The sequence below is a fragment of the Acinetobacter sp. V116_7 genome, from assembly GCF_056735735.1.
This window is the reverse complement of the sequence record NZ_JBWZIF010000028.1, coordinates 740216-764712: the sequence shown is the minus strand read 5'-3', so window position 1 is coordinate 764712 and position 24497 is coordinate 740216. Positions and strand designations below refer to the sequence as shown.

Sequence of the window (24497 nt, the reverse complement as noted above, 5' to 3'; positions counted from 1 at the left end):
CTTATTTATAATTATTATTTGGTTTCATTAAAGAGTTCGCGGCCAATCAGCATGCGGCGAATTTCAGAAGTTCCTGCACCAATTTCATAAAGTTTTGCGTCGCGCCATAAACGGCCAGCAGGGAATTCATTGATATAACCATTACCGCCTAAAGTTTGAATTGCTTCACCAGCCATCCATGTCGCTTTTTCGGCAGAATATAAAATGGCACTTGCAGCATCTTTACGTAGGCTGCGGTCATGATCAGCTTTGTCACATGCAGCACCAACAGCATAGACAAGAGCTTTACATGCCAACCAAGTTGAATACATATCGGCAAGTTTGCCTTGCATAAGCTGGAATTCACCTAAAGCTTGGCCAAACTGTTCACGTTGGTGTAAGTATGGAATTACCACATCTAAACAAGCATCCATAATACCTAAAGGTCCGGCACTTAAAACTGCACGTTCATAGTCCAAACCACTCATCAGTACTTTTGTGCCGTTACCAACACCACCGAGTACGTTTTCAGCAGGTACTTCCACATTGTCAAAGAACAGCGGGTAAGTGTTAGAGCCACGCATACCGAGTTTGTCTAAATGGTTACCGTGACTAAAGCCTTTCATGCCTTTTTCAACTAAAAAAGCGGTCATGCCTTTCGCGCCAGCTTGTGGATCAGTTTTAGCGTAAACCACGAGTACATCTGCATCACCGCCGTTGGTGATCCACATTTTTGAACCGTTTAAAATGAAGTGATCATCTTTTTGTTCAGCACGTAATTTCATGCTAACGACATCAGAACCCGCATTCGGTTCAGACATCGCAAGGGCACCTACATATTCACCAGAAATCAATTTTGGTAAATACTTTTGTTTTTGCTGCTCGTTACCGTTACGGTTAATTTGGTTTACACATAAATTAGAATGAGCACCGTAAGACAAACCAATGGCTGCCGAAGCACGAGAAATTTCTTGCATAGCAATAATATGAGCTAAATAACCCATATTGGCACCGCCATATTCTTCAGAAACCGTCATGCCTAAAAGGCCCATATCTCCGAATTTTTTCCAGAGATGTGCAGGGAATTTATTGTCTTGATCAACTTGTTGGGCAATTGGTGCAATTTCCTTTGCACAAAAAGCGGCTACCGAATCTTGAAGCGCAATTAAAGTTTCATCTAGACCGAAATTCAAGCTGCGTAGGTTCATGATATTTTCATCCTATTGGTTATATTTGTTGTCCATAAAATATTTTGTGGGTATTTGATAAGTAACATACAATGATTTTTTGAAAAAGTGAATACAGATTCATAAAATGATTTACAATTCATTTTATTTGTTAGAGAATAAATTATGAGCTATAAACGATCATCTTTAATGCAAGAGCGGATGGAGCAAAATCGTAAATCGATTTTGAATTCAGCCAGAAAAATAATTTCAGAGGGAGGATTTAAAGACGCGCAAATACAAACAATTGCAGAGCAAGCGGGTGTATCTAGTGGACTGGTTTATCGCTACTTTGATAATAAAAGCCAAGTGCTAATTGAAGTTTTGTCCGAGGCTATTAATACAGAACTATTGGTGATTGATTCGATTACCGAAAGTGAGTTATCGGCAAAGCAGAAATTACACAAGGCGGTGGCAACCTTTGTAAAACGGGCACTGAATAGTCCTCAGCTTGCATATTCACTCATGTTTGAACCCGTTGATTCAACGGTTGAACATGAGCGTTTTCGTGTGAAGCAATTGATTAAACAAAGTATTAAAAAAATACTTGCGGATGGAAATGCAAGTGGTGAGTTTGTCTTGGATGATTTAAACACAGCCGCACTTTGTGTTGTCGGTGCCATGACCTATGTGGTGGTTGAACCCCTAGACCCAGCTCAAAATACAAAGTTTGATCATGCGCACAAAGACTATTTTTCAAAACAGATTGCTGACTTTTGTGTAGATGCTGTGCAGAAGAAATAGGGCATATAAAGGATAAACATTACAAAGTAGGCGGTTTGGAAAAGTAGTTGCAGTAACAACAATTAGATCAGGTAAGAAGAGAATTAGAAGAATCAAGGAGAATGATTCAATGCAACAAGAACGGTTAAGCTACGCCTCGGGACCAAGCACACAGCCCTTATTGGGTATGACCATTGGTGAAAAATTCGATCAGGCCTGTCGGCAATATGCTGAAAAGGAAGCAATCGTCAGTTTCCACCAAAACAGACGATTAACCTATAAAGCTTTACAGGATGAAGTAAACGCTTTTGCTTGTAGCCTTTTAAAATTGGGATTAAAAAAAGGAGATCGCTTAGCGATCTGGTCACCTAACTGTGTGGAATGGACGGTAACTCAATTTGCAGCTTTTAAAGCAGGGATTATTTTAGTTAACCTGAATACAGCTTATAAAAGCCATGAACTTGAATATGTGTTGAATAAAGTCTCATGCAAAGGATTGATTATTGCTTCTCAATTCAAAACGACTGATTATCAAGAATTACTGACAAAAATTGCCCCTGAGTTAACCAACAGTCCAGATAAAGTGCTCAGTTCAGCGCGACTGCCACATTTAAAATTTGTCATTAAAATTGATGACCAACAACATACGGGTATTTATCGCTTCAGTGATTTAGTTACTACACCAACTTCTGAACAGCTAGAACAATTAAAACAATTAGCGAAGCAACATCAGTTTGATGAAACCATTAATATCCAATTTACTTCAGGTACAACAGGTAACCCTAAAGGGACCATGTTGACCCATCATAATATTTTAAATAATGGTTATTTTGTGGGGGAAGGCATTCGTTTAACCCCTCAAGATAAAGTCTGTATTTCTGTGCCGTTGTTTCATTGTTTCGGCATGGTCATGGGGAATTTGGCATGTGTTACGCATGGCGCAACTATGGTCTATCCATCGGCGGTATTTAATCCTTTAGAAACTTTAAAAGCGATTCATCAAGAACGCTGTACGGCAGCTTATGGCGTGCCGACCATGTTTATTGCAACCTTAGAACATGAGCAATTTAATGAGTTTGACCTGACGAGTTTAAGAACAGGAATTATGGCAGGTAGTCCTTGTCCACGTGAAATTATGCAGCGGGTTATAGATCGTATGCATATGTCTGAAATCACGATTTGTTATGGCATGACTGAAACTTCGCCAGTAAGTGTACAAAGCTCGGTAAATGATTCGATTGATAAACGAGTAAGCACAGTTGGGCATGTTCATCCGCATGTTGAAATTAAAATTGTCGATTTAGAAGGGCAGATTGTTCAGCAAGGGACTTTAGGTGAGTTATGCGTTCGTGGTTATTCAGTGATGGCGGGCTATTGGGGCGAAGAAGAAAAGACCAAAGAGGTCATTGATTCAGCTGGCTGGATGCATACGGGTGATATTGCCGAAATGGACCAAGATGGTTTTATTAAAATTAAAGGTCGTATTAAAGATGTGGTGATTCGTGGCGGAGAAAACCTCTTTCCAAAAGAAATTGAAGACTTTTTATATACCCATCCCGATGTAAGCGATGTGCAAGTCATTGGCTTGCCAGATGCCAGATATGGTGAAGAACTCTGTGCTTGTATTATTTTGCATGAACATCATCAAATTGATGAAAACAGTATTCGCCAATTCTGCAAAGAGCACATCTCTCATAATAAAGTACCGCGTTATGTCCGATTCTTTAATGAGTTTCCAATGACTGCTTCAGGCAAAGCACAAAAGTTTAAATTGCAGGAAATTATGCGAGCTGAGCTTAATTTAACTGGAAATGTCTTTGACTAAAGAAGTCGAAGGCCCGTTCAAAGTGCAGCAAACTATAAATTAAAAGGCAGTTTAAATAGAGGATAAGCAAAATGGCAAAAGACTTTAATAGCCCAAAGGTAGTCGAAGGATATGACGAACATATTCGTAAATTAATTCCAGGTTATGAAGTCATCCATCAACAGGTGGACGCCATTTTGCAATCGCTGTTGAAACCTCATACTCATATCTTAATTGTGGGCTGTGGTACGGGGTATGAACTTGAATATTTACTTAAACGACATCCGAACTGGAAATTTACAGCAGTTGATCCATCTTTGACCATGCTGCAAAAAGCTCAGGAACAGGTTGAACTTTTAGATAAATCTTCACAAGTAACCTTTGTTCACGGTGAAACTTCGGCTTTGCCTCTGGAAAATTGCTTTGATGCTGCACTTTCTATTCTCGTGGCTCATTTTATTGCAGATGACATAAAACCCGTTTTTTTTAAAGATATTTATGATCGCTTAAAGGAAAAAGCGGTTTTACTTACTTACGATTTAATGACGTGTGTAAACCCACAGCAGCTTCAAGCACTACGTTATTTATGCTTGGATCAAGGTTTAACGGAAGACCAATGTCAGAAAATGTTAGAGCGTATGGCACAAGACTTTTTTAGCTTAACCACTGAAGGATATATCAAACTTTTGCAAAAGACTGGTTTCGAGAGCGTACAGCCATATACGCAGATTTTGACTTATCAGGGTTTTATTGCAAAAAAATAATGTCAGTAGAGACAAAGGAATGTTGTCTTAACACCTAAATATTCTCAATGAGGATGAGAATATAAAAAACGAAAAAAATTAGAAGAACTAGCTTTACCTATAACACATTAAAAAGTGGCCTCAATGCTGCTTAAGGGAGGTTTTATCTAAAAAATATGAGGAAGACTTTCTAGAGGAAGAAAGTCTGATGTTTAAGAGCCTGTTTTAGATAGGTATATAACAAAAAGGATGTCGAGATCTTTAAGTCTAATTAAAGATCAAAAAAGGAAAGTTTTATGATAAATGCTTTAAATACAACGGTTCAAAAAAGCCTATTGGCAGTTTCTGTGACCCTGTTTGTGTCTTCTGCTTTTGCAGGTCAAACAGATCCTGAAATAGAACAACTTCGCCAAGAAGTGAAAGAACTACGGGCTATGCTACAAGCCAACATGCAAGCTCAAAAATCTTTATCGCAACAAAAAGTGGAGCTAGCAACTTCTATAACGCCCCAAGCTGCTCAGCCTACAAAACAAGTGTTAACTAAGTCTGGCGCGGAATTTAATTTATACGGTTATATACGGGCAGATGCTTCTTATCAAATGAAGGGGGCTTCTACCATGTATAACAATATTAGTGGGGTTCCACTCGAAAATACGCCAGAAGAATCTGCTCAAAAAGACCAATTACACAGTACCGTTAATGTGACACGTTTCGGGTTGAATTTTAAAACCCCTACTGCTGTGGGTGATGTAGGCGGGAAATTGGAAATGGACTTCTTTGGAGCTGCAACTCGTGATCAGTTTCGGATACGCCATGCTTATTTAACGTTTGATAAATGGCTCATCGGTCAAACGTGGTCAACATTTATCGCACCTGAATATTATCCGGAAACGATTGATGCAGGCACATTTGTAGGCAGTGCATTATTAAGATCACCGCTTGTACGCTATAGCGATAACTTAACTGCCAATACGAGTTTTGCAATATCGGTTGAAGACCCGAAATATACTGCAACAACTGACCCAGATAATAAAATGCGCTTACCAGCTTTGGTAGGACGCTTAAATCATAAATTTGCCAATGGTTCGATGTTATCTGCCCGTAGTTTAGTTGCCGAAAAAAGAACGAATAATGATGAGCAAGTCGCTTGGGGTGTGGGCTTCGGAGGTAAATATCAAATTACCCCTGATACCTTACTCAAAGCCGATTACTACCATGTCAAAGGAGATGGGCGTTTCTTGCTATGGAGTAATAGCGGCTATGCAATAGATGATCAAAATAATATGCATAGCAATGAATTTGACACCGTTTCTTTGGGTATTACTCATCAATTTACGCCACAAATTCGTTCAACCTTAGCTTATGGCTATATGAAAGCCAAAGATGACAACCGTTTTGCCGAATTACAACGTAATAGCACCACTCAAAACAAAGAGCTTTGGCAGGGTTGGGTAAATGCACTGTATAACCCTTACAAGCCAATTACCTTGGGGGTCGAATATGTGTATGGCGAGCGAGAAACTTTTGATGGCCGTAACGGGATTGATAACCGCTTCAATATGATGGCAAGTTATGACTTTTAATTTATTCAACAAGACCTTGAATAATCTGTTTTTTCTTTAGGGTGCAATATGTCGTTTTAAAAAATTAAATATGAATTTATCTCACAGAGGAGGTGAGTAAATGACAACATCTAAATTAAATGTAAATGAAGTTATTGATCAGGCCCGATTTACCCCTTTTCACTGGAGCATTTTGCTTTGGTGTTTATTAATTATTGTTTTTGATGGTTATGATCTGGTGATTTATGGCGTTGTACTGCCTTTGCTCATGCAAGAGTGGTCGTTAACAGCTGTACAAGCGGGGATGTTAGCAAGTACAGCACTATGCGGAATGATGTTTGGGGCAATGTTCTTTGGAACTTTGGCAGACAAAATAGGCCGTAAAAATGTGATTTTAATTTGTGTCACTCTTTTTAGTGGTTTTACCTTTTTAGGTGCTTTTGCATCAAGCCCACTTGAATTTGGGGTGCTTCGGTTCTTGGCGGGGCTAGGTATTGGTGGGGTCATGCCAAATCTAGTTGCTTTAACCTCTGAATACGCACCGAAACGTATACGCAGTACTCTGGTAGGGACCATGTTTAGTGGTTATGCGATTGGGGGAATTCTTTCAGCCTTAATTGGTAGTTATTTGGTTGAAAGTAAGGGGTGGCAAATTATGTTTTTAATTGCCGGTATTCCACTATTTTTATTACCTGTCATTTGGAAGTTTTTACCCGAGTCTTTAACTTTTTTAGTTAAAACAGGTAAAACTGAACAGGCACATAAAATTATTCAAAAAATTTCACCTGAACAAACACTAACGATCAATACGCAATTAGTGCTTAATGAAGATAATGTTCCCACAGGCAGTTCTGTAAAGAGATTATTTCAACAAGGTCGTGCCTTCAATACACTCATGTTCTGGCTCGTATTTTTCATGTGCTTACTCATGGTGTATGCCTTAAGTAGCTGGTTACCAAAACTCATGCTGGCAGCAGGGTATTCACTTGGAAAGAGTATTTTATTCTTGCTTGCTCTAAATGTTGGCGCAATGATCGGTTCAATTGGTGGCGGTATTTTGTCTGATAAATTCCATTTAAAACCGGTAATTATGGGAATGCTACTGGCGGGTGTTTTAGCATTAATCGGTTTAGGCTTTAAGTCTCCAGCCTATGTTTTATATGGTTTGGTTACTGTTGCAGGTGCTGCAACGATTGGGACCTCAATTCTGCTTTATAGCTACGTTGCACAATATTATCCATTGAGTGTGCGCTCTACTGGGATTGGCTGTGCTTCTGGTGTTGGTCGTATTGGGGCAATTGTTGGTCCAATCTTAACGGGCATGTTATTAGTATTAGAATTGCCACATAAGATGAATTTCGTGATGATCGCAATCCCTGCAATTTTGGCGCTTTTCGCTGTTATGGTTCTGCGACGACATGCTGTTGAAGAAAAAATTATTGCTCCAAAACTCTCTGCTGAACTAGAGGGTAATTAATCCATATGGATACAGGTAGGAAACAAATTCCTACCCGTATCTGGACGTTTTATTTGTTAACTAGCTGGTTTAAATCAACCAGATTTGCCATTTGTTGATTACCGCGATCATTAGGATGTAAATGATCTCCAGAATCATAAATTGGATTTAATCGGTCAGAATGTTTTGAATCTTTTAAGCCTTGCTCAAGATCAAGAACCCCGTCAAATGTTTTACTGGTTCTGATCCAGTGATTAATGCGCTGGCGTAATTCATCTTTGTTAGGCTGATAATAGTTATCTAAAGGTGTATTGGGTAAAGCGCCTGAAAAGGGAAGTAACGTCGCCCCAATCACTTGAATACCTTGCCCATGAGCTTTATCTACAACACGTTTATAACCTTCAGTTAAGGTTTCAAACGACGGCATTCGTTGTTTAGGTGCAAAAGCTGTACCGGGCCATGAAATATCATTAATACCAACTAAAATAATTAAAGTTTTAACACCTGAGTATTGAAACACTTCACTGTTTAAACGTTTTAAAGCACTCTCGCCCATACCGTCTGTAAGTAACCGATTCCCTGAAATTCCACTATTAATGACTGCCACGTGATGTGCAGATAAGCGCTTTGCTAAAAAGTCAGTCCATCTCGTATTTGCATCTAGAGTTGCAGTTGCGCCGTCGGTAATTGAGTCTCCAATGACTGCAACAACGTGTGCTTTACGCTTCGGTTTTACTTCAATAGCCGATAATAATAATCGAGCAGTTGTTGTTTTGGCACTGCTGGGCGTATTTAAGTTCGCGGTCTGGTTGCCAGCAATAATCCAACTGGTTTGTTTCGCATCCCAATGAAAAGTTTTAAATGTAGTCGGCTTTTGAATAAAGCTATTTACCATTAACTGTGCATGATCGGGAACTGGTAATTGGATTGGATCACTAATCAGTTGTTTGCCAGGTAAAATTTGTGCTTTAAGTTTCCCAGAAAAATAAACAGGATAAGCACTCTTAGCTTTTAGACTTTGTCCTTTGAATATTCCCACAGTTGTTTTATCAATAGATAACGGTTGATTCCCATATTGATTTGTAAAGACAAGCCTAACAGCTTCACCACCTAAACTAATTTGGCTGATTTGTTTGATGGTCTGATTAGATATTTGCTCTGGAATATTGGTCGGGAAAACGAAATCTTTATTCCAGACTTTTTGGGGGCTGGCTGCCCAAGTGGTAATCCATTGGCTCTTTTGTACTTCTGCTTGTGCAAAGCTCGTAAATAAAACGAGAGAGAATAGGGCGGGTTGATAAAGTTTCATCTCGTGAACTCTTTAAAACGAATTAAAGTTATCTTGAAACAAATTGCTGGCTTGTTATAGCGACATAAGCGGAATAAGATTTGTGAATGAAATTCATAAATGGCTTTTGTTATGTCATATTTTGATATTAATCGGTCTGGCGAGTTGGCAATTTTTATTCGAGTGGTCGAGCTTGGGAGTTTCTCTGCCGTTGCAAGAGCTTGTGACATGACGCCGTCTGCGGTCAGTAAGTTAATTTCTCGGTTGGAAAAAAGACTTGGCGTTAGATTGCTTAACCGTTCAACACGCCAGTTTCAGCTTACCAGTGAAGGATGTCAGTTTTATGAGCAAGGCATTCATATACTCAATAACTTAGATGAACTAGAGCAATCAGTTACTGCAAATCACATGCCGCAAGGGCGAATTAGAATTCATACCAGTCTTTCATATTGGACGCATTTTTTATTGCCTTGTATTTCTCGATTTAACGAGTGCTATCCACAAATTGAATTAGAGGCTCATTTGAGTGATGAAGTCATTAATTTAGTTGAGCAACGGATTGATGTTGCAATTCGGACAGGGCCTTTAAAAAGCTCAAATTTGGTTGCTCGCTCACTCGGAAGCACGCAGAAACATTATGTCTGTTCACCTGCATATATTGAAAAGTATGGTTGTCCGCAGCACCCAGAAGAGCTTTATGAACATCAGCTTTTAGATGTAAGTTATCAGCGTCAGAATAAAACATGGTTTTTTAAAAGAGACGAGCAAGAAATCACACTTGCACCTACTCAAGTCCTGAGAGTAAATCATGGAGAAGCAATCTTACAATTAGCGCTTGCAGGTGTTGGCGTTGCACAGCTTAATGAATTCCAAGTTCGAAAAGCGCTAGAGCAAAAACTATTGGTTAAAATTCTTGAAGACTGGAATATCAATGCTTCTGAAGAATTTCATGCTGTTTGGATAGGACATGACAAATATGTCCCTAAACGTGTAAGGGCATTTTTAGATTTCTTGGTAGAGCAGGCAAAGATTAGTTAATTAAGTTTTTTCTGGCACTTAACTGACATTGGTGCATGGTTTCATTCATTGTTTCCACAAAGTGCTTATCCGCATCAATATTTTGTAAGCTTACTTTAGGTAAGTTTTCTACAAATTGTGGCGAATAATGTTCTTCTAAAGAGTTATAAATACAATTACATTGTGAAAGTGCGCGTCCTGCCCAAACACAATGCCTGTTAAATTCATTTTTACTGATAGATCTGCAACCTAATAAACTTATAGAACTTATTAATAGGATGCTCATTAAAACAATACGATATAAAAAAAACATCATAATTGCTCTTAGTTGGTTGTTGTTATCGTTCGATTTGGTATAGAGATGTTCTAATCTTTAATTGGCGTTAAATCTTGAGATTTTTTCCGTATAAAGATAAAAGTTTGGATAGGTAAAAAGATGGTAGGAATTCTTTAAAAGTGTTTTAAGCTGAACGATAAGATAATAAAGATGAAGAAAAATAAAATGATATAAAATAATAGTCATTAGAGACTCCTTGATAAAAGAAGTTACGCCCAATCACTGCTATTAATTATGGTGGTGAAACGAAAGAGGGTTAGCAGACTGATACCTAAGAAACCAGCACACCCGAAGGTGTCCCACTCCCGTTCCTCCGTCAAAGGCACGAGGGGCTCCACACCAAAAAACGTGTTTTTAGTGCACTTAGGTAGACGGTCTGCTAAAACCGACTGACAAAATAGGTCAGCCGGAGCATCATAAGCTGAGCATTAAAGCGGGTCAATTGCAAAAATAAAAGATTGGTTTATATAAACAAATATTAATATTTTTAAATTTTGATTAATAAAATAACTGATTATTTGGTATTTAAAGGTTTGATTAATTATTATACCTAATCTTTATAATTGAGTTTTAATGTTTATATATCAAATATTTATTAATTGTTAATTTATATATTGTTTGTAATCATTGACTTAATAAGACACAAACTCGGAAAGGATGAATAATTTTACTTTCATGAATATGACAATCTGAAATAATTAGCTAATGCCAAAATTTAATTAAAATATCAATTGCAAGAATGATATTTTTTGATCATTTATTTAATTTTGATTTTTACAAAAGCTTGCATAATCTACAAAAGTTAAGAGAACCACTGCGGTAGGTCAACAGAAGATAATGTTATTCATAAGCTTACATCTTAAGATTAATCAGGGTGATCTCAATGTTAAGAATTTTTTGTGCAGTAAGCATGGTATTTGCAATCGCGATGGGTATGAGCGCTTGCCAAGATCGACATTCAACAGATGATGATGGAACACATGGCTCTAATGATCCAACTGTTCCACAACAAATGGATAAAAACTCATAATTATTTCATCTAAGAAAACTCACTTTTACGTGAGTTTTCTTATCGTTAATTTCTATAAAACATGTGACACAATAAAAAAGATAATTATATAAAAAGATAAAATTAATCAATGAATTAGATTGATGTTATCTTTTGAATAACTTGTTGTTACTGAATTGTTTCGCTATTAAATTATAGTTTCAAAAAATTAATAAAATAAACACAATAAATTACTTATATTCATCCAAAATTCATTTTAATGATGAGAGTTTTATAAAGGTAAGGATATGCCCCAGTACTTAAGAATAGCTGAGAAAATCTATCAAAATGTTAAAGAGAAAAAAGGCTTTACAGATGAGCCTATGGAGGACCTTAACAATTTGATGATTGAACTCAGACATGAGCTTAAGGGGACAAAGCTTAAGCTTTTATACAATTACATTGATTTTGCTGACTTACTGATTAAACCCTTACAGGAATCTAAAATTAAATTGGATTTAAGCCTTATTCCAAAGAGTAAAAATACACAAGAATTTGTGCTGTGGCTTGCAGGTTTTATTGAAAGAATTACTACAGGCGGACAAGAAAAATTACCGCCAATTCAGACTAAAGTTGCTTTACCTGACTACGCCTATGAAGAAACACTTTCTTCTCCAGTAAAACCAGTCAATAATGGAGAAGAAATTATTGAATATTTTAAGAAAAAAGAAAGTTAAATAGTGGCATATAAAAAAAGCCTATTTCCGAGGGCCAATCGGAAATAGGCTCTTAGTTTTTGGACCAAAAGAGAATGTTATAAAAACAACTTATCTTCCATTCCATGCATCTTTAATTGCTTGTTTAGCATGTTCCCATTTTAAACGAGATTCAGCTTTAAGTTCTTCCCATTTTTGTTCCAAACCGCCTTCGACATCTTCAAATTGAGTGCCTTGTTCCGATTCAGCACGTGCACGATGACCTAATTCATAGGCTGTCGAAAAGTCTCGGTCATAATCGAGATCGGGAGTAGTAAGCTGAGCTTCTTGATAATAAGGACGAGTAAGGTAACTTTCGCGCCAATAAGTGTCAGAATAATTATGGTCGCCGGCTGGCAGTCGTGCGTGATCGCTATTTTGATCTGTCATCAGTTTTTCCTCATCTATTATTTAATTTTATGCTTATGGTAAATTTAGGAAGGTGAGGGCACCTTCCTAAATAAAATGAATGACCGCATCAAATGACATTTAAGTCAGCATCGGATTAGCGTTGCTGATTATTGTTATTTGAGTTTTGTTGGCCTGAATCTTTTTGATTCGAGCCTTGTTGTTGGCGGCGATTGTCATTTTGCTGTTGTTGCTGATTGTTTTGTTGCTGTTGATTGCCGTTTGGCTGTTGCTGATTGTTGCGGTTGTCATTTTGCTGTTGTTGTTGCTGTTGATTATCGCGTTGATTGCTTTGATTATTAGTAGTGCTCATCTTTAATTACCTCATATCATTTATGATGTGTGTTTTATCTGAGAGCTTCAGATAGGTTTATTAAAACATGAAAAATTTTAATGTGTAGCCTTCGGGTGTTACCCTATATTTAACTGTAACTTTGAAAAATAAATAAAACCTTGATTTCTATAAAATGTAACTTTTATCGATAAACATAATTAATATGAAGATAGATAAAATTACATTTGAGTAAAGTGGTGTTAAATAAATGCTATGGTCATTTCTAAATGTGTATATGTTATCTTTTATTAAAATGAATTTATTTTTTATTATCTAATATTATGTATTCTATATCTTTAGAAATGCAATAAATAAGTTGTCTAATTTTAAGACATGGTAGCCCTTTAAATAGTCGTCTAAAGTTGTAAAAATTATTTTTATAATAAATAGAATAAAAAAAGGTGCCTACTGGTTTTTCTTTAGTCTCAGACCCTCCCTTTTTTAAGAGGCCTGTGCAGGCAATATAAAGATCGGCATGTAGGAGTTCTTTGCCTTTTTTGATCATTTCCACAGTGACTTCCATCGATTCAGGTGTATATTTTTCAATAAGTTCAGGTGAGATATGAAGTGTATTTTCTTTGACACGTAAGTCATAGCTGACTAAGCTTCCAATAAGAATATCACCTGAATAGGGACTTAAAGAGAAGCGATAAGCTAAATAGCCCGCCGAAGCGCTTTCAAAAAGTGCAATTTTAATTTTTTCTTGTGCGAGTAATTTGCAACATGAATTAAACATTAGTTTTCTCCTTAAAACTGTTTTTAATTTAGTTATAAGATTATTTTTAATTTATTTTTGTTAAGTTTTTAAACTTTATGATTTTCAAAGTAACTCAAGTGTAATTAAAATTTATTATTTATATATTTTTTATAAAAACAGATGCTTAAATAATTCTAAAGGTGAGAATGTAATTTTGTGTTATTTTTTATCTAATTGAAATTTAATGATTTTAAAATTATGGGTTATTTCTTAATAACGTAATATAACAAAGATAGGCTGGGATTATAGTTTGGCTGAAGTATGGTAGTTTATATCTCACTAAAGGAGAATAGAAATGCCTGTTGTAGTGAAAGAAAGATTATTAGACTTATTACAAGATAATCAACAAAACTATTACGAATTATTTGTTTTTTTCCTTGATCCTGATATTTCTAGTTTTGAAAAAGAAAAGAAAGCAAGAGATTTTCTTAATAAAGAAATTGATAAAATAGATCAAAAGGAAATTGATTTTCCTGCAACTATAAATACGGTTAAACAATGGTGTGAAAACGATAATAAAGAAAATTGTGAATTATTTCAGACTTACCTAAACCGTAGACAAAACGGGGGTGAGAGAGAGTATTTTAAGAATGTTGGTCAGGCATTCGAATTTTTAATTAAGGTTTCCCCAACTAAAAAAGTAGATGGTGCATGGCTATATAGTTCAGTTCACTACTGGAATGATCCGGTTTTTCATGACCTCATTATTACTTATTTGGAAGAGCTGGGGTTAGGTGAGCCGAAAGCAAACCATGTCTGTATCTATGATGACTTGCTACGTAGTCTCGGACTCGATAGTTTTGATCTGCTATTAGAAGATGAATATTATCATAATGCCGTGATTCAGCTGGCACTTGGTTATGCTCCACCTGAGTTCATTCCTGAAATTGTCGGCTTTAATTTAGGTTATGAGCAACTGCCACTGCATCTACTCATCAGTAATTATGAGCTTGCCGAACTAGGCATCGATTCTAAATATTTTAATTTGCACATCACTATCGATAACATTGATAACGGGCATGCAGATAAAGCAATTAAAGTTATAGAAAATATTTACGATAAATATAGAGATAAAGAACTTTTCTTTAATAAATTGAAGCGCGGTTTTGCGCTTAATGGTCATGGTGTTTCGTCTTCAAAAATTATTAAAAATTTAAATCTTGAAGATTTAGTGCTTAAAATTTTAAAAAGAAAAGCGCTCGTGGGTCAGCTCATTCATAACGAAACTAGACAGTTTGGATGTAAAACGATTAACCAATGGTTATCAAATCCAGAAGACGTTAAAGGGCTAGTTACACATCTTATTGATCACAAGTGGATTAAATTTAATACCGACCCTGAACAGAGTGTGTTCTGGCGAATGATTAATGAAGAAAATGGAAAAATGTTTGGGGTATTTAACCCTGTAGAACGTCAAATTATTCATGACTGGATTGCTGGTAGTGATCATTCTTCTAACTTCTTGGCTTATAGCAGGGAATTAAAGAATAGCCAGCGTATTCAAGATTATCTCTTTAGTTATATTTCGGATGGCGAACTGGATGCACTCCAAGAGCGTGTTCAGAAATCACATGATCTTGCTATAAAAATATGCAAGCTAACTCCATTTTTGGCCCCCGATTCACACCATAAAAGCATTGGACTTTGGAGCACTCGTAAATACGTCGAACTCCTTTTTCCATATTTAAGTTCCTTTAACAAAACTAACTCTTGAAGTTTTTTAATTCACCCCACGTTTAACTTTAAAAACATAGGTAATGAACATGACTGATAATGTTAAATCAACAAATAAAACAAGTGAAATGGCTGGTGCTGACGCTGCAAATAAAGCCAATACTACCCAAAAAACTGAACAATTAGACTCAGTCAGAGACGATGCAACCAATGAAGCATTAACCACAAACCAAGGTGTTAAAATAGCGGATAATGAGAATAGCTTAAGAGCGGGCATTCGTGGTTCGACGCTATTAGAAGACTTTATTTTAAGAGAGAAAATTACCCATTTTGACCATGAGCGTATTCCAGAACGTATTGTGCATGCACGCGGTGTAGGTGCGCACGGTTACTTTCAAGCTTATGAAGGAAATGAGCGCTTAACAAAAGCGGGATTTTTAACTGATCCAAGCATTCAGACACCAATTTTTGTACGTTTCTCAACAGTGCAGGGACCACGTGGCTCTGCTGACACCGTTCGTGATATTCGTGGTTTTGCGATTAAGTTTTATACCCAAGAAGGTAATTTCGATTTAGTCGGCAATAATGCACCAGTTTTTTTTGTGCAAGACGGTATTAAATTTCCAGACTTCGTTCATGCGGTAAAACCTGAACCAGATACAGAAATGCCAACAGGAGCAACTGCCCATGATACTTTCTGGGATTTTGTGTCTTTAGTTCCTGAGTCAGCTCATGCAGTAATTTGGGCAATGTCGGACCGTGCTATCCCACGTAATCTACGTTCAATTCAAGGTTTTGGTGTTCATACATTCCGTCTTATTAATGCCCAAGGGAAATCACATTTTGTGAAATTCCACTGGACCCCTAAACAAGGTTTAAGTGCTTTAGTGTGGGATGAGGCTCAAAAGCTTGCAGGTAAAGATCCAGATTTCCATCGTCGAGATCTTTATGAAGCGATTGAGAATGGGGTTTATCCTGAATGGGAATTGGGCGTACAAATTGTCGAAGAAGAAGATGAAATGAACTTTGACTTCGATTTATTAGACCCAACCAAAATTATTCCTGAAGAGTTGGTTCCAGTGACTCCAATCGGCCGATTTGTTTTAAATAGAAATGTAGATAATTTCTTTGCAGAAACAGAGCAGGTGGCTTTCTGTCCGGGACACATCGTACCAGGCATTGATTTTACAAATGACCCACTTTTACAAGCACGCCTATTTTCGTACACCGATACACAGTTAAGTCGTTTAGGTGGACCAAACTTCCATCAAATTCCGATCAATAAACCAGTGTGTCCATTCCATAACAATCAACGTGATGGTATCCACCAACATACGATTCACAAAGGGCAGGCTTCCTATCAACCAAACTCAATTGATAATGATTGGCCAGCAGAAACGCCACCCGCCGCTTCAAATGGTGGTTTTGAAAGCTATCCTGAACAAATTAGCGGGCATAAACTTCGTCAAAGAAGTGAAACCTTCTCCGATCATTTTTCACAACCGCGCCTTTACTACAAGAGCCTTGCGCCTCATGAGCAAAAGCATGTGGTCGATGCCTATACTTTTGAATTAAGTAAAGTGCAAAGAAAACACATTCGTGAGCGCCAAGTTCAACAAATTTTGGCAAATATTGATCTCGACTTAGCTCGACAAGTAGGTGCTAACTTAGGAATTGAAGTTCCTGATTTGACTCTAGATTATAAGAAAACCGCAGTTGAAAAATCGGCTAAATTATCTTTCTTGGCTTTCCCACCAGAGGATATTCAAGGCCGAAAAGTTGCTGTACTTATTCATAACCTTGTCAAGTCAGATACACTTGAAGCTATTAAAAATTGGGCGATTAAAGAAGGTGCAGTTGTTCATTTACTAGCGCCGAGCTTGGCTCCAGTAAAAGACCATAAAGACAACATTATTGTGGCTGATGGTATGCAAATGGCTGAACCTTCAATTGCTTATGATGCGGTAATTATTCCTGATGGCGATAACTTAAATGCCGTGCTGAAAGATGGCGTAGCGCGTCACTATGTACTCGAAGCTTATAAGCATTTAAAACCAATTGCGTTTTTAGGTAATAAATCTGATTTGCTTGAACCGCTAGGTTTAGTTGCCGATGAAGGTACTTTAGTTGAAGATGAATTTCAGCCTATTGCTGAAAAATTCAAAAAACTGATTATGGCTCATCGTGTTTGGACACGAGAACAAATAGCCGCTCAAGTACCAGCTTAATAAACAAAAAAGCCCTGAAAGATTTATCTTTCAGGGCTTTTTTATATCTTAGGGATTAACCATTTACGATTTGACCACCGTTTACATGAATCACCTGACCTGTAATATAACTTGCATCATCTGAGGCAAGGAAAAGATAAGCAGGTGCAACTTCACTTGGTTGTCCCATTCTTCCCATTGGTGTGTCTTTACCAAATTCCTTAACCGTTTCTGCATCGAAACTGCTTGGGATTAATGGAGTCCAGATCGGACCTGGTGCAACACCATTCACCCGAATTCCTTTTTTCTGCTTCATTAAATTGTTTGATAAGCTACGTGTGAAAGTCGTAATCGCACCTTTGGTACTTGCATAATCAATAAGCTCATCATGGCCTTGATAGCTGGTAATACTAGTCGTATTAATAATACTGTCGCCTTCTTCCATATAAGGAATAGCTTCTTTAGTAAGATAAAACATTGGAAAAATATTAGTTTTAAATGTCTTTTCTAATTGCTCATTACTAATACTTTCAATTTCCTTTTGTTGATATTGCACGCCAGCATTATTCACTAAAATATTAATTTTTCCATAATGTTGTAGAACTTTATCAATATCGAGTTTTGCAACATCTGGGTCAGAAATATCACCTTTTAATAAAAGGCAATGTTGTCCTTCTCTTTCAACAAGTTGTTTAGTGATTTCGGCATCCTTATCTTCTTCAAGATAAAGGATGGCAATATCCGCACCTTCACGGGCAAACAATACTGCGACAGAACGACCTATACCACTATCGCCACCACTAATAACGGCAACTTTATCTTTTAACTTATCGCTACCTTTATGAGAGCTTTTTATAATCTCAGGTTCAGGATGCATTTTTTCCTGATCGCCTGGTTGATGAGATTGAACTTGTGCAGGTGCGGATGTTGGATACTGATTTGTTGAGTTTTCCATACTTCAAATACCTCGGTTAAATATCTAATTTATAAATAGTGCGCTGTTACTACGTAAATATGAGTAAAATGAATTTTTTAATAAGTTGTCTTTGTTATTTTATTTGTAAGGATGTAAAAAAATATTTTATATTTAAAAGTTAAATAATATCCATTAATTTGATTTTGTTCTTATCAATCATACTTTCAATAATAGATCTATTGCCTGTATCTTCTAACCAGTTTTCAATAGGTATATTGTTGGATAAGTCTAAAATTTCTTTAATAATTTTTTTAGCACCTTCAATATTTTGTGTCTCTTTATTATTTTTAATAATGATATTGTCAAGCAATAATTTTATGTCTTCTTGCTCTATATTCTTTGACTTAATAATATGTAAATCTCTTTGGAAGGGATGGCTCGCATGCGGAGGATCTAATCTATAGCTCCATTCTTGGTCATAATTTTGCCATGAATTCTTAGACTTAATATGCCCAAGTAAAATTTCTGGGATAGAAATATGAATGTATTGTAGTGTTGACTCTTGATCTTTTAATTGCATGGCTAAACTACTCAAATTGCCTTAATAAAACTAGTTTTAAATATTCATATTAATCTCTCAAGTAATTTTCTTTTGAAAATGTAATGATATATATTATTGTTTTTTATTGAAAATAAGTGTTTTACTCTGTGTTTGTTTAAGTAAGTATGTTTCATTATTTTAATTTTTGTTTATAGTTAAGCTGTTTTGTTGTTTGTATAGATATTTTAAATCTGTTTGTAAAAATATATTGTAATGTGCAGTTAAGTAATAATAAGTGAGCTAATTATTTAAAAAGTAAAATGTGAGAAAAATTAGAATGTATAAAACTTTATTTAAATAATAAAGTTATAGAATTTTTAATCTTTCATTTTATATACATTTAAATTGATTGATACAGTGCATCGGTAGGAAAATATTATAGATCTTCTATCTTTATTAAATCCGTTAATCAAAAGCGGTAGTGACTATAATTAAATATAGGAAGATATAACTATGGCTAATACTAGATATGAAGATGATGATAACAATAGTACAGGTACTTCAAATCGTGGATTTGCAAGTATGGATCCTGAAAGAGTTAGAGAAATAGCCAGCAAAGGTGGGCGAGCAGCCCATGCCAGTGGTAATGCGCATGAATTTACCTCTGAAGAAGCTCGTGAAGCTGGTCGAGCTGCGCATGCAAGCGGTAATGCACATGAATTTACATCTGAGGAAGCTCGTGAAGCGGGTGCCTTAAGCCATAAAAATGGTGGTCGCAGTCGTAGTCGCGATGATGACGACGATGACGATGATCGCGGTAGCCGTTCAGGTGGCAGAGGACGTGGCCGCAGCCGTGATGACGATGATGATGACGATCGCGGTAGCCATTCAGGTGGCAGAGGACGTGGCCGCAGCCGTGATGACGACGATGATGATGACGATCGCGGCAGCCGCTCAGGCGGCCGAGGCCGAGGTCGTAGCCGTGATGACGACGACGATGATGACGATCGCGGTAGCCGTTCAGGCGGCCAAGGACGTGGCCGTAGCCGTGATGACGACGATGATGACGATCGCGGTAGCCGTTCAGGCGGCCGAGGCCGAGGTCGCAGCCGTGATGACGATGATGATGACGATCGCGGCAGCCGTTCAGGTGGCCGAGGACGCGGCCGCAGCCGTGACGACGACGATGATGACGATCGCGGTAGCCGTTCAGGTGGTCGAGGCCGTGGCCGCAGTCGTGATGACGACGATGATGACGATCGTGGCCGTTCAGGTGGCCGAGGACGCGGTCGCAGCCGTGACGACGATGATGATGACGATCGCGGTAGCCGTTCAGGTGGTCGAGGCCGTGGCCGCAGCCGTGACGACGATGATGATGACGATCGCGGTAGCCGTTCAGGTGGCCGAGGTCGCGGTCGTAGCCGTGATGACGATGATGATGACGATCGCGGTAGCCGCTCAGGTGGTCGAGGCCGTGGCCGCAGCCGTGATGACGACGATTATGACGGTCGTGGACAAAACTCTCGTAATCAAAAACGTGATGCCTCTGGACGTTTTACGTCTTAAGCATAATGTTTTAAAAACGAAGGAGGCTTTTGCCTCCTTCGTTTTTTAATTTATTTACTTTACTGTGGGAGCAGTTGTAGTCCTTTTACAATATCAATGTATTCAGAACCGTTTAACCAAAAAGATTTTTTTAAAAACAGCGTCGTCATAATACTTTCGGCTGCTTCGCTATCAGGATTTTCACAGAATAATCCGTAGCTTTCACCTAAAACCGCATCATTTTCAATCAGGCGGATATAGTAAGCATGTTGCTCATTTGCATAACCTAAAACCGCATCACGTTGATTTTTCATTTCGCATGTCTCCATACCAAAAAACTGAATTTAACCAGAATGTTAAGTGTTCAGAATCTCATTTGATAAAAATCAAAAAACAGTCAGCAATAATGACTATCTCGAAATAGGTTTTGATTTTCTTCAAATTGCCATTTTGATTAAAACATCCCTGTTAAAAGCAAAATGGATTAAAATCTGATCATGAGATTTATTGTTATGCAAAAAAAATATTTCGTCAACTTGAAAATGTAACTTTTTCAAGTTACATTGTTTGTGTAGGATTTGAACAGTGAAAAGGGAGGCAATATGCCAAAGAAGAAAGAGTTCGAGCATGGCGGTGTACGAGAAAATGCCGGACGTAAAGCACAGTTCAATGAACCCACCAAAGTCATTCGTGTTCCCGAGTCTCAAGTTAACTTTATCAAAAATTGGTTACTGAATAATGTCAAAACCAATAATTTAACCGACTTTAACTCAAAACTTAATGTTCAACAGGTTCACCCGAATAACGATAAAATTTACCACATTCCTTTAGCAACAGAACGTGTTGCGGCAGGTTTTCCTTCACCTGCACAAGATGATATTGAGCAAGCACTCGATTTAAATGAATATTTAATTAGAAATGAAAATGCCACGTTTATTGTCAAAGCCAATTCTTTATCCATGCTAGATGCTGGAATTGATATTAATGATCCGCTTATTGTGGACCGTAGTATTTCCGCTAAATCGGGTGATATTGTGATTGCACTCATCGACAATGATTTCACTGTGAAGCGCTTAATGATTGATAGTCAATTTCATCCACCTAAAGTTTGGCTAAAAGCAGAAAATCCTGATTATCAGAATATTTATATTGAAGAGGGGCAAGAACTGGTTATTTGGGGAGTCGTGACGTATAACCTCAAACGAATGAGATAATTTTTTTCTTATATTTATTATTTAAGTTACTGACTTGAAATCGAGGCCAGTAACTTTTTGCTGAATGACTTTTAAATTTGCCCAATCAATAAGCACGTTGCGATAACGACCATTAAACCACCCGAAAAACGGCCGACTAACTTTGCTGCTTGTGGTCTGGTTTTCAAAATAGCCTCTGAACCATAACCCACCATTAAGTAAATAATTGCGCAGCTAATCATGTGTACAACACCAAAGGCAAGAATTTGTGTTGTCACAGACCAAGAAGCAGTAGTGTCAATAAATTGAGGAAGCAGCGCTAAAAAGAGCAAAAAAACTTTCGGGTTTAACCCACTTACATATACACCTTTGGTTGCCCAGCTCAACCATGACTGCGCTTTTTCAGAACCTGACTCGTTCGGAGTAGGAGGGGTAAGTAATAAGTTTATTCCCATCCATAACAAATAAGCAGAACCTGCAATTGTTAGGATCATGAGTGCAGTTGGATTATTTGCTACAAGTAGACCGACACCAGCTGCTACCAATAAAATCGTAATAAAGTGGCCAAATAGCATACCTGCAACAGCGGGTACGACGACTTTGCCTTTAATCCCTGCCGAAATGGCATAGGCCCAGTCTGCCCCTGGCGTAATAATAAAAAGAATGGAGACACTCCAAAATGCAATAAAAATGTTAAAAGCCATATGCTTATCTCGGCAAACTATTTTCCAAAGGTTTCGCTCGTGGTTTAGAAAAAATCCCTATTTATTCGAGCTTGTTGAAAATAATATGCTCATGTATTTAGAATGTGCTTTTAAATGTTTGCTCATATCACACTCATTTGGGGTAAATTTTTCTAAATGGATCGCACGGATAAAAAGATTCTTGCTGAATTGCAATTAAATGGCCGATTATCTATCACTGAGTTGGCAGAAAAAGTAGGTTTGAGCATTTCACCTTGTCATAGACGAGTGAAGGCTTTAGAAGAGTCGGGAGCCATCAAAGGCTATCGGGCAGAACTCGACCCAAACTTAGTGGGATTTGAATTTTCAGCGATTGTTTTTATTACGCTTAAAGAAGGTGATAAACAGGCAGTCGAGAAGTTTGAAAATGCCGTGATAGACATCCCGCAAATTATTCAAGCGCAGCGTTTGTTTGGTGAGCCAGATTATTTGCTACATGTGGTCGCTAAAGATTTACCGGCTTTTCAGCGTTTGTATGATGAAAAATTATCTGCTATTCCCAGTGTGCAACGACTCATCTCAACCATTGTGATGAAAGATGTAGTGCCTGAACGTTTATTTCCGATTGGCTAAAAATCATCAGGCGTAAAAAGAAGCTTTAAAGCTTCTTTTTTAGTTTTAAGAATATTTAAGCATCGAGTGTTTTACACAAAGAACAGATCGTGCCGTTATGTTTATGAGAGAACATAATATCTGGACGCTCATAACCTTGCTCACATACGCGGCAGTGGTAAACCGTTGCTACAGGTGTACCTTCAGCATCGTAACGTGGTTCTTTAATGCCGTCATCATGTGATTTGATGTAGTATTTTCCTTTGGTTAATAAGCCCATGATTGGTGTTAATACAAAGGCAAGTACAAGTGCGATAAGCGGTGAGTAAGGCGCCAAGAAACTACCAAGTAAGCCGAAGAATGCTGCAATTGATAAGCCTGCTGATACAAGGAATGCAACCATACCGACAGGGTTTACGTTGTAGAGCATGTCACGGCGATATTCCGGTTCTTTCGGTGAAAGTTTTAAAACATATTTGTTGATTGAAATGTCTGTTGCAACAACCACAACCCATGCAATGGCAAAGTTTGAATAGAACCCTAAGATTTTACCCAGTACCGCAAACATGTTGCCTTCCATTAAAGCAAGCGCAATTGCCAAGTTCACCATCACAAAGACAATACGACCCGGATAATGTTTGCTAATACGTGTGTAGGCGCTTGTCCATGCAAGGGAACCAGAGTAAGCATTGGTCACATTAATTTTAATTTGAGAAATAACCACCAAAATCACTGCGAGTGTTAAAGCAGCCCAGCCCGGAAGCATGTCATGAAACGCTGCATTAAACTGTTGAACAGGTTCAGTACTGTTTACGCCCGGTATTTTAGTGAGTAAATAGAACCCTAAAAATGCCCCAATAATTTGTTTGATCGCTCCTAAAATCACCCAACCTGGACCTGCTGAAATAACTGCTGCCCACCATGCTTTGCTATTTTCTTTTGTTTTCGCAGGCATGAAGCGTAAGTAATCAATTTGCTCACCAATTTGCATGATTAACGATAAACAAATACCAGCACCTAACATGATCGCGGCCATGTCTACGGTTGCAAAACCTTCTTTACCTGTAAAAGTAGCAAATTGGCTGACTAAAGTAGGTTCTTGATAAATCAGGTAGGCCACAGGACCAATCATCAGAATGAGCCAAAGTGGGGTAGTCCAAACTTGTAATTTACTCAAGGCTTTCATACCGTAAATCACCAGCGGTATGACCATAATGGTTGAGATGAGGTAACCTGCCCAAAGCGGAATGCCTAAACCGAGCAATAACCCTTGCGCCATGATTGAACCTTCAAGGGCAAAGAAAATAAATGTGAAACTGGCGAAAATGATACTGGTAAGAACCGAACCGATGTAACCGAAACCTGCGCCGCGGGTAATCAAGTCAAGGTCGATGTTATAGCGCGCTGCGTAGTAGGCTAAAGGAATGCCGGTTAAGAAGATAATAATCGCTGCAAATAAAATGGAGAAAACAGCATTGGTTGTTCCGTAAGACATACCAATACTGGCACCAATAGAAAAGTCAGCAAGATAGGCAATACCACCAAGTGCAGTAATAGCGACAACTTTGGGACTCCAGCGCCGAAAGCTGTGTGGAGCATAACGTAAAGTATAATCTTCTAAGGTTTCATTCACTGCTTTTTGTGAATCTGTACCTTGCACAGTGTCCAGATTTGGATGTTCAGATACACTCATAACATCAACCTCCCAATCATTTTCGGTCAATCAACACAAATATTGATCATTGTTTT

The 24497-nt window shown here is 37.7% G+C and carries 24 protein-coding genes; 13 read left to right on the top strand and 11 right to left on the bottom strand.

All coding sequences use genetic code 11. The annotated features are described in order from the left end of the window. Nucleotides 1-14: 14 nt before the first annotated feature. On the bottom strand, nucleotides 15-1187 hold the full coding sequence (locus AC1PJP_RS17605; RefSeq protein WP_416715664.1) for an isovaleryl-CoA dehydrogenase: 1173 nt from the start codon (nucleotides 1185-1187) through the stop codon (nucleotides 15-17). A 144-nt stretch (nucleotides 1188-1331) separates the two neighbouring features. On the opposite strand from AC1PJP_RS17605, the gene AC1PJP_RS17600 reads away from it, so the two are divergent. The 5 genes from AC1PJP_RS17600 (at nucleotide 1332) to AC1PJP_RS17580 (ending at nucleotide 7514) form a co-directional block, all read left to right on the top strand. Further along, a complete protein-coding gene (locus AC1PJP_RS17600) occupies nucleotides 1332-1949 on the top strand; it encodes a TetR/AcrR family transcriptional regulator (RefSeq protein ID WP_004793061.1) in 618 nt (205 codons plus the stop codon). Between the two features lie 109 nt (nucleotides 1950-2058). Beyond that, nucleotides 2059-3753 (top strand): AMP-binding protein, encoded by a 1695-nt coding sequence (locus AC1PJP_RS17595; RefSeq protein WP_416715663.1) that lies wholly within the window; start codon nucleotides 2059-2061, stop codon nucleotides 3751-3753. Between the two features lie 71 nt (nucleotides 3754-3824). Further along, nucleotides 3825-4496, top strand: coding sequence for a class I SAM-dependent methyltransferase (locus AC1PJP_RS17590; RefSeq protein WP_416715662.1), 672 nt, complete (start codon nucleotides 3825-3827; stop codon nucleotides 4494-4496). A gap of 278 nt (nucleotides 4497-4774) precedes the next feature. Beyond that, nucleotides 4775-6058, top strand: coding sequence for a DcaP family trimeric outer membrane transporter (locus tag AC1PJP_RS17585; RefSeq protein ID WP_416715835.1), 1284 nt, complete (start codon nucleotides 4775-4777; stop codon nucleotides 6056-6058). Between the two features lie 100 nt (nucleotides 6059-6158). Beyond that, complete coding sequence (locus AC1PJP_RS17580) at nucleotides 6159-7514, top strand: aromatic acid/H+ symport family MFS transporter (protein WP_479767895.1); 1356 nt, start codon at nucleotides 6159-6161, stop codon at nucleotides 7512-7514. A 49-nt stretch (nucleotides 7515-7563) separates the two neighbouring features. On the opposite strand, the gene AC1PJP_RS17575 is transcribed toward AC1PJP_RS17580, so the two are convergent. Next, complete coding sequence (locus tag AC1PJP_RS17575; RefSeq protein ID WP_479767893.1) at nucleotides 7564-8802, bottom strand: SGNH/GDSL hydrolase family protein; 1239 nt, start codon at nucleotides 8800-8802, stop codon at nucleotides 7564-7566. 111 nt (nucleotides 8803-8913) lie between these two features. Between AC1PJP_RS17575 and AC1PJP_RS17570 the strand changes: the two genes are divergently transcribed. Further along, complete coding sequence (locus tag AC1PJP_RS17570; protein WP_479767892.1) at nucleotides 8914-9819, top strand: LysR family transcriptional regulator; 906 nt, start codon at nucleotides 8914-8916, stop codon at nucleotides 9817-9819. On the opposite strand, the gene AC1PJP_RS17565 is transcribed toward AC1PJP_RS17570, so the two are convergent. Then, nucleotides 9812-10114: a hypothetical protein gene (locus AC1PJP_RS17565; RefSeq protein ID WP_416667470.1), complete on the bottom strand. Its 303-nt coding sequence runs from the start codon at nucleotides 10112-10114 to the stop codon at nucleotides 9812-9814. The genes AC1PJP_RS17570 and AC1PJP_RS17565 overlap by 8 nt on opposite strands. Nucleotides 10115-11018: 904 nt before the next feature. On the opposite strand from AC1PJP_RS17565, the gene AC1PJP_RS17560 reads away from it, so the two are divergent. Together AC1PJP_RS17560 and AC1PJP_RS17555 are read left to right on the top strand one after the other, a co-directional pair. Then, complete coding sequence (locus AC1PJP_RS17560) at nucleotides 11019-11165, top strand: hypothetical protein (RefSeq protein ID WP_005304246.1); 147 nt, start codon at nucleotides 11019-11021, stop codon at nucleotides 11163-11165. A gap of 266 nt (nucleotides 11166-11431) precedes the next feature. Next, nucleotides 11432-11860: a hypothetical protein gene (locus AC1PJP_RS17555; protein WP_199944894.1), complete on the top strand. Its 429-nt coding sequence runs from the start codon at nucleotides 11432-11434 to the stop codon at nucleotides 11858-11860. A 90-nt stretch (nucleotides 11861-11950) separates the two neighbouring features. Here AC1PJP_RS17555 and AC1PJP_RS17550 read toward each other — a convergent pair whose 3' ends face one another. The 3 genes from AC1PJP_RS17550 to AC1PJP_RS17540 all read right to left on the bottom strand — a co-directional run bounded on the left by AC1PJP_RS17550 (nucleotide 11951) and on the right by AC1PJP_RS17540 (nucleotide 13356). Continuing rightward, nucleotides 11951-12268, bottom strand: a complete 318-nt coding sequence (locus AC1PJP_RS17550) for a hypothetical protein (protein ID WP_004793048.1) — start codon at nucleotides 12266-12268, stop codon at nucleotides 11951-11953. Nucleotides 12269-12383: 115 nt separating this feature from the next. Next, nucleotides 12384-12599: a hypothetical protein gene (locus tag AC1PJP_RS17545; protein ID WP_005304252.1), complete on the bottom strand. Its 216-nt coding sequence runs from the start codon at nucleotides 12597-12599 to the stop codon at nucleotides 12384-12386. A gap of 280 nt (nucleotides 12600-12879) precedes the next feature. Continuing rightward, nucleotides 12880-13356: a CinA family protein gene (locus AC1PJP_RS17540; RefSeq protein WP_312321717.1), complete on the bottom strand. Its 477-nt coding sequence runs from the start codon at nucleotides 13354-13356 to the stop codon at nucleotides 12880-12882. A 316-nt stretch (nucleotides 13357-13672) separates the two neighbouring features. Here AC1PJP_RS17540 and AC1PJP_RS17535 point away from each other — a divergent pair, with 316 nt between their 5' ends. After that, nucleotides 13673-15091, top strand: coding sequence for an iron-containing redox enzyme family protein (locus AC1PJP_RS17535; RefSeq protein ID WP_416696691.1), 1419 nt, complete (start codon nucleotides 13673-13675; stop codon nucleotides 15089-15091). 43 nt (nucleotides 15092-15134) lie between these two features. Further along, nucleotides 15135-17279 (top strand): catalase HPII, encoded by a 2145-nt coding sequence (katE, locus tag AC1PJP_RS17530; RefSeq protein WP_479767889.1) that lies wholly within the window; start codon nucleotides 15135-15137, stop codon nucleotides 17277-17279. 55 nt (nucleotides 17280-17334) lie between these two features. Here katE and AC1PJP_RS17525 read toward each other — a convergent pair whose 3' ends face one another. Then, nucleotides 17335-18213 (bottom strand): SDR family oxidoreductase, encoded by an 879-nt coding sequence (locus tag AC1PJP_RS17525; RefSeq protein WP_013198212.1) that lies wholly within the window; start codon nucleotides 18211-18213, stop codon nucleotides 17335-17337. 139 nt (nucleotides 18214-18352) lie between these two features. Further along, nucleotides 18353-18754, bottom strand: coding sequence for a DUF6367 family protein (locus AC1PJP_RS17520; protein ID WP_005304267.1), 402 nt, complete (start codon nucleotides 18752-18754; stop codon nucleotides 18353-18355). Between the two features lie 474 nt (nucleotides 18755-19228). On the opposite strand from AC1PJP_RS17520, the gene AC1PJP_RS17515 reads away from it, so the two are divergent. Beyond that, a complete protein-coding gene (locus tag AC1PJP_RS17515) occupies nucleotides 19229-20281 on the top strand; it encodes a KGG domain-containing protein (protein WP_479767886.1) in 1053 nt (350 codons plus the stop codon). 59 nt (nucleotides 20282-20340) lie between these two features. Here the strand turns inward: AC1PJP_RS17515 and AC1PJP_RS17510 are convergent, their stop codons facing one another. Beyond that, the gene (locus tag AC1PJP_RS17510; RefSeq protein ID WP_004793031.1) at nucleotides 20341-20574 is read right to left on the bottom strand and encodes a hypothetical protein; all 234 of its coding nucleotides are present in this window, start codon (nucleotides 20572-20574) and stop codon (nucleotides 20341-20343) included. Nucleotides 20575-20862: 288 nt separating this feature from the next. Here AC1PJP_RS17510 and AC1PJP_RS17505 point away from each other — a divergent pair, with 288 nt between their 5' ends. Next, nucleotides 20863-21474 (top strand): LexA family protein, encoded by a 612-nt coding sequence (locus AC1PJP_RS17505; protein WP_032003407.1) that lies wholly within the window; start codon nucleotides 20863-20865, stop codon nucleotides 21472-21474. A gap of 71 nt (nucleotides 21475-21545) precedes the next feature. On the opposite strand, the gene AC1PJP_RS17500 is transcribed toward AC1PJP_RS17505, so the two are convergent. Then, nucleotides 21546-22157: a LysE family translocator gene (locus tag AC1PJP_RS17500; RefSeq protein ID WP_479767884.1), complete on the bottom strand. Its 612-nt coding sequence runs from the start codon at nucleotides 22155-22157 to the stop codon at nucleotides 21546-21548. Nucleotides 22158-22313: 156 nt separating this feature from the next. Between AC1PJP_RS17500 and AC1PJP_RS17495 the strand changes: the two genes are divergently transcribed. Continuing rightward, nucleotides 22314-22769, top strand: coding sequence for an Lrp/AsnC family transcriptional regulator (locus tag AC1PJP_RS17495; RefSeq protein ID WP_000376211.1), 456 nt, complete (start codon nucleotides 22314-22316; stop codon nucleotides 22767-22769). Nucleotides 22770-22824: 55 nt separating this feature from the next. Here AC1PJP_RS17495 and AC1PJP_RS17490 read toward each other — a convergent pair whose 3' ends face one another. After that, nucleotides 22825-24441, bottom strand: coding sequence for a purine-cytosine permease family protein (locus AC1PJP_RS17490; RefSeq protein ID WP_004702319.1), 1617 nt, complete (start codon nucleotides 24439-24441; stop codon nucleotides 22825-22827). Nucleotides 24442-24497: the final 56 nt, after the last annotated feature.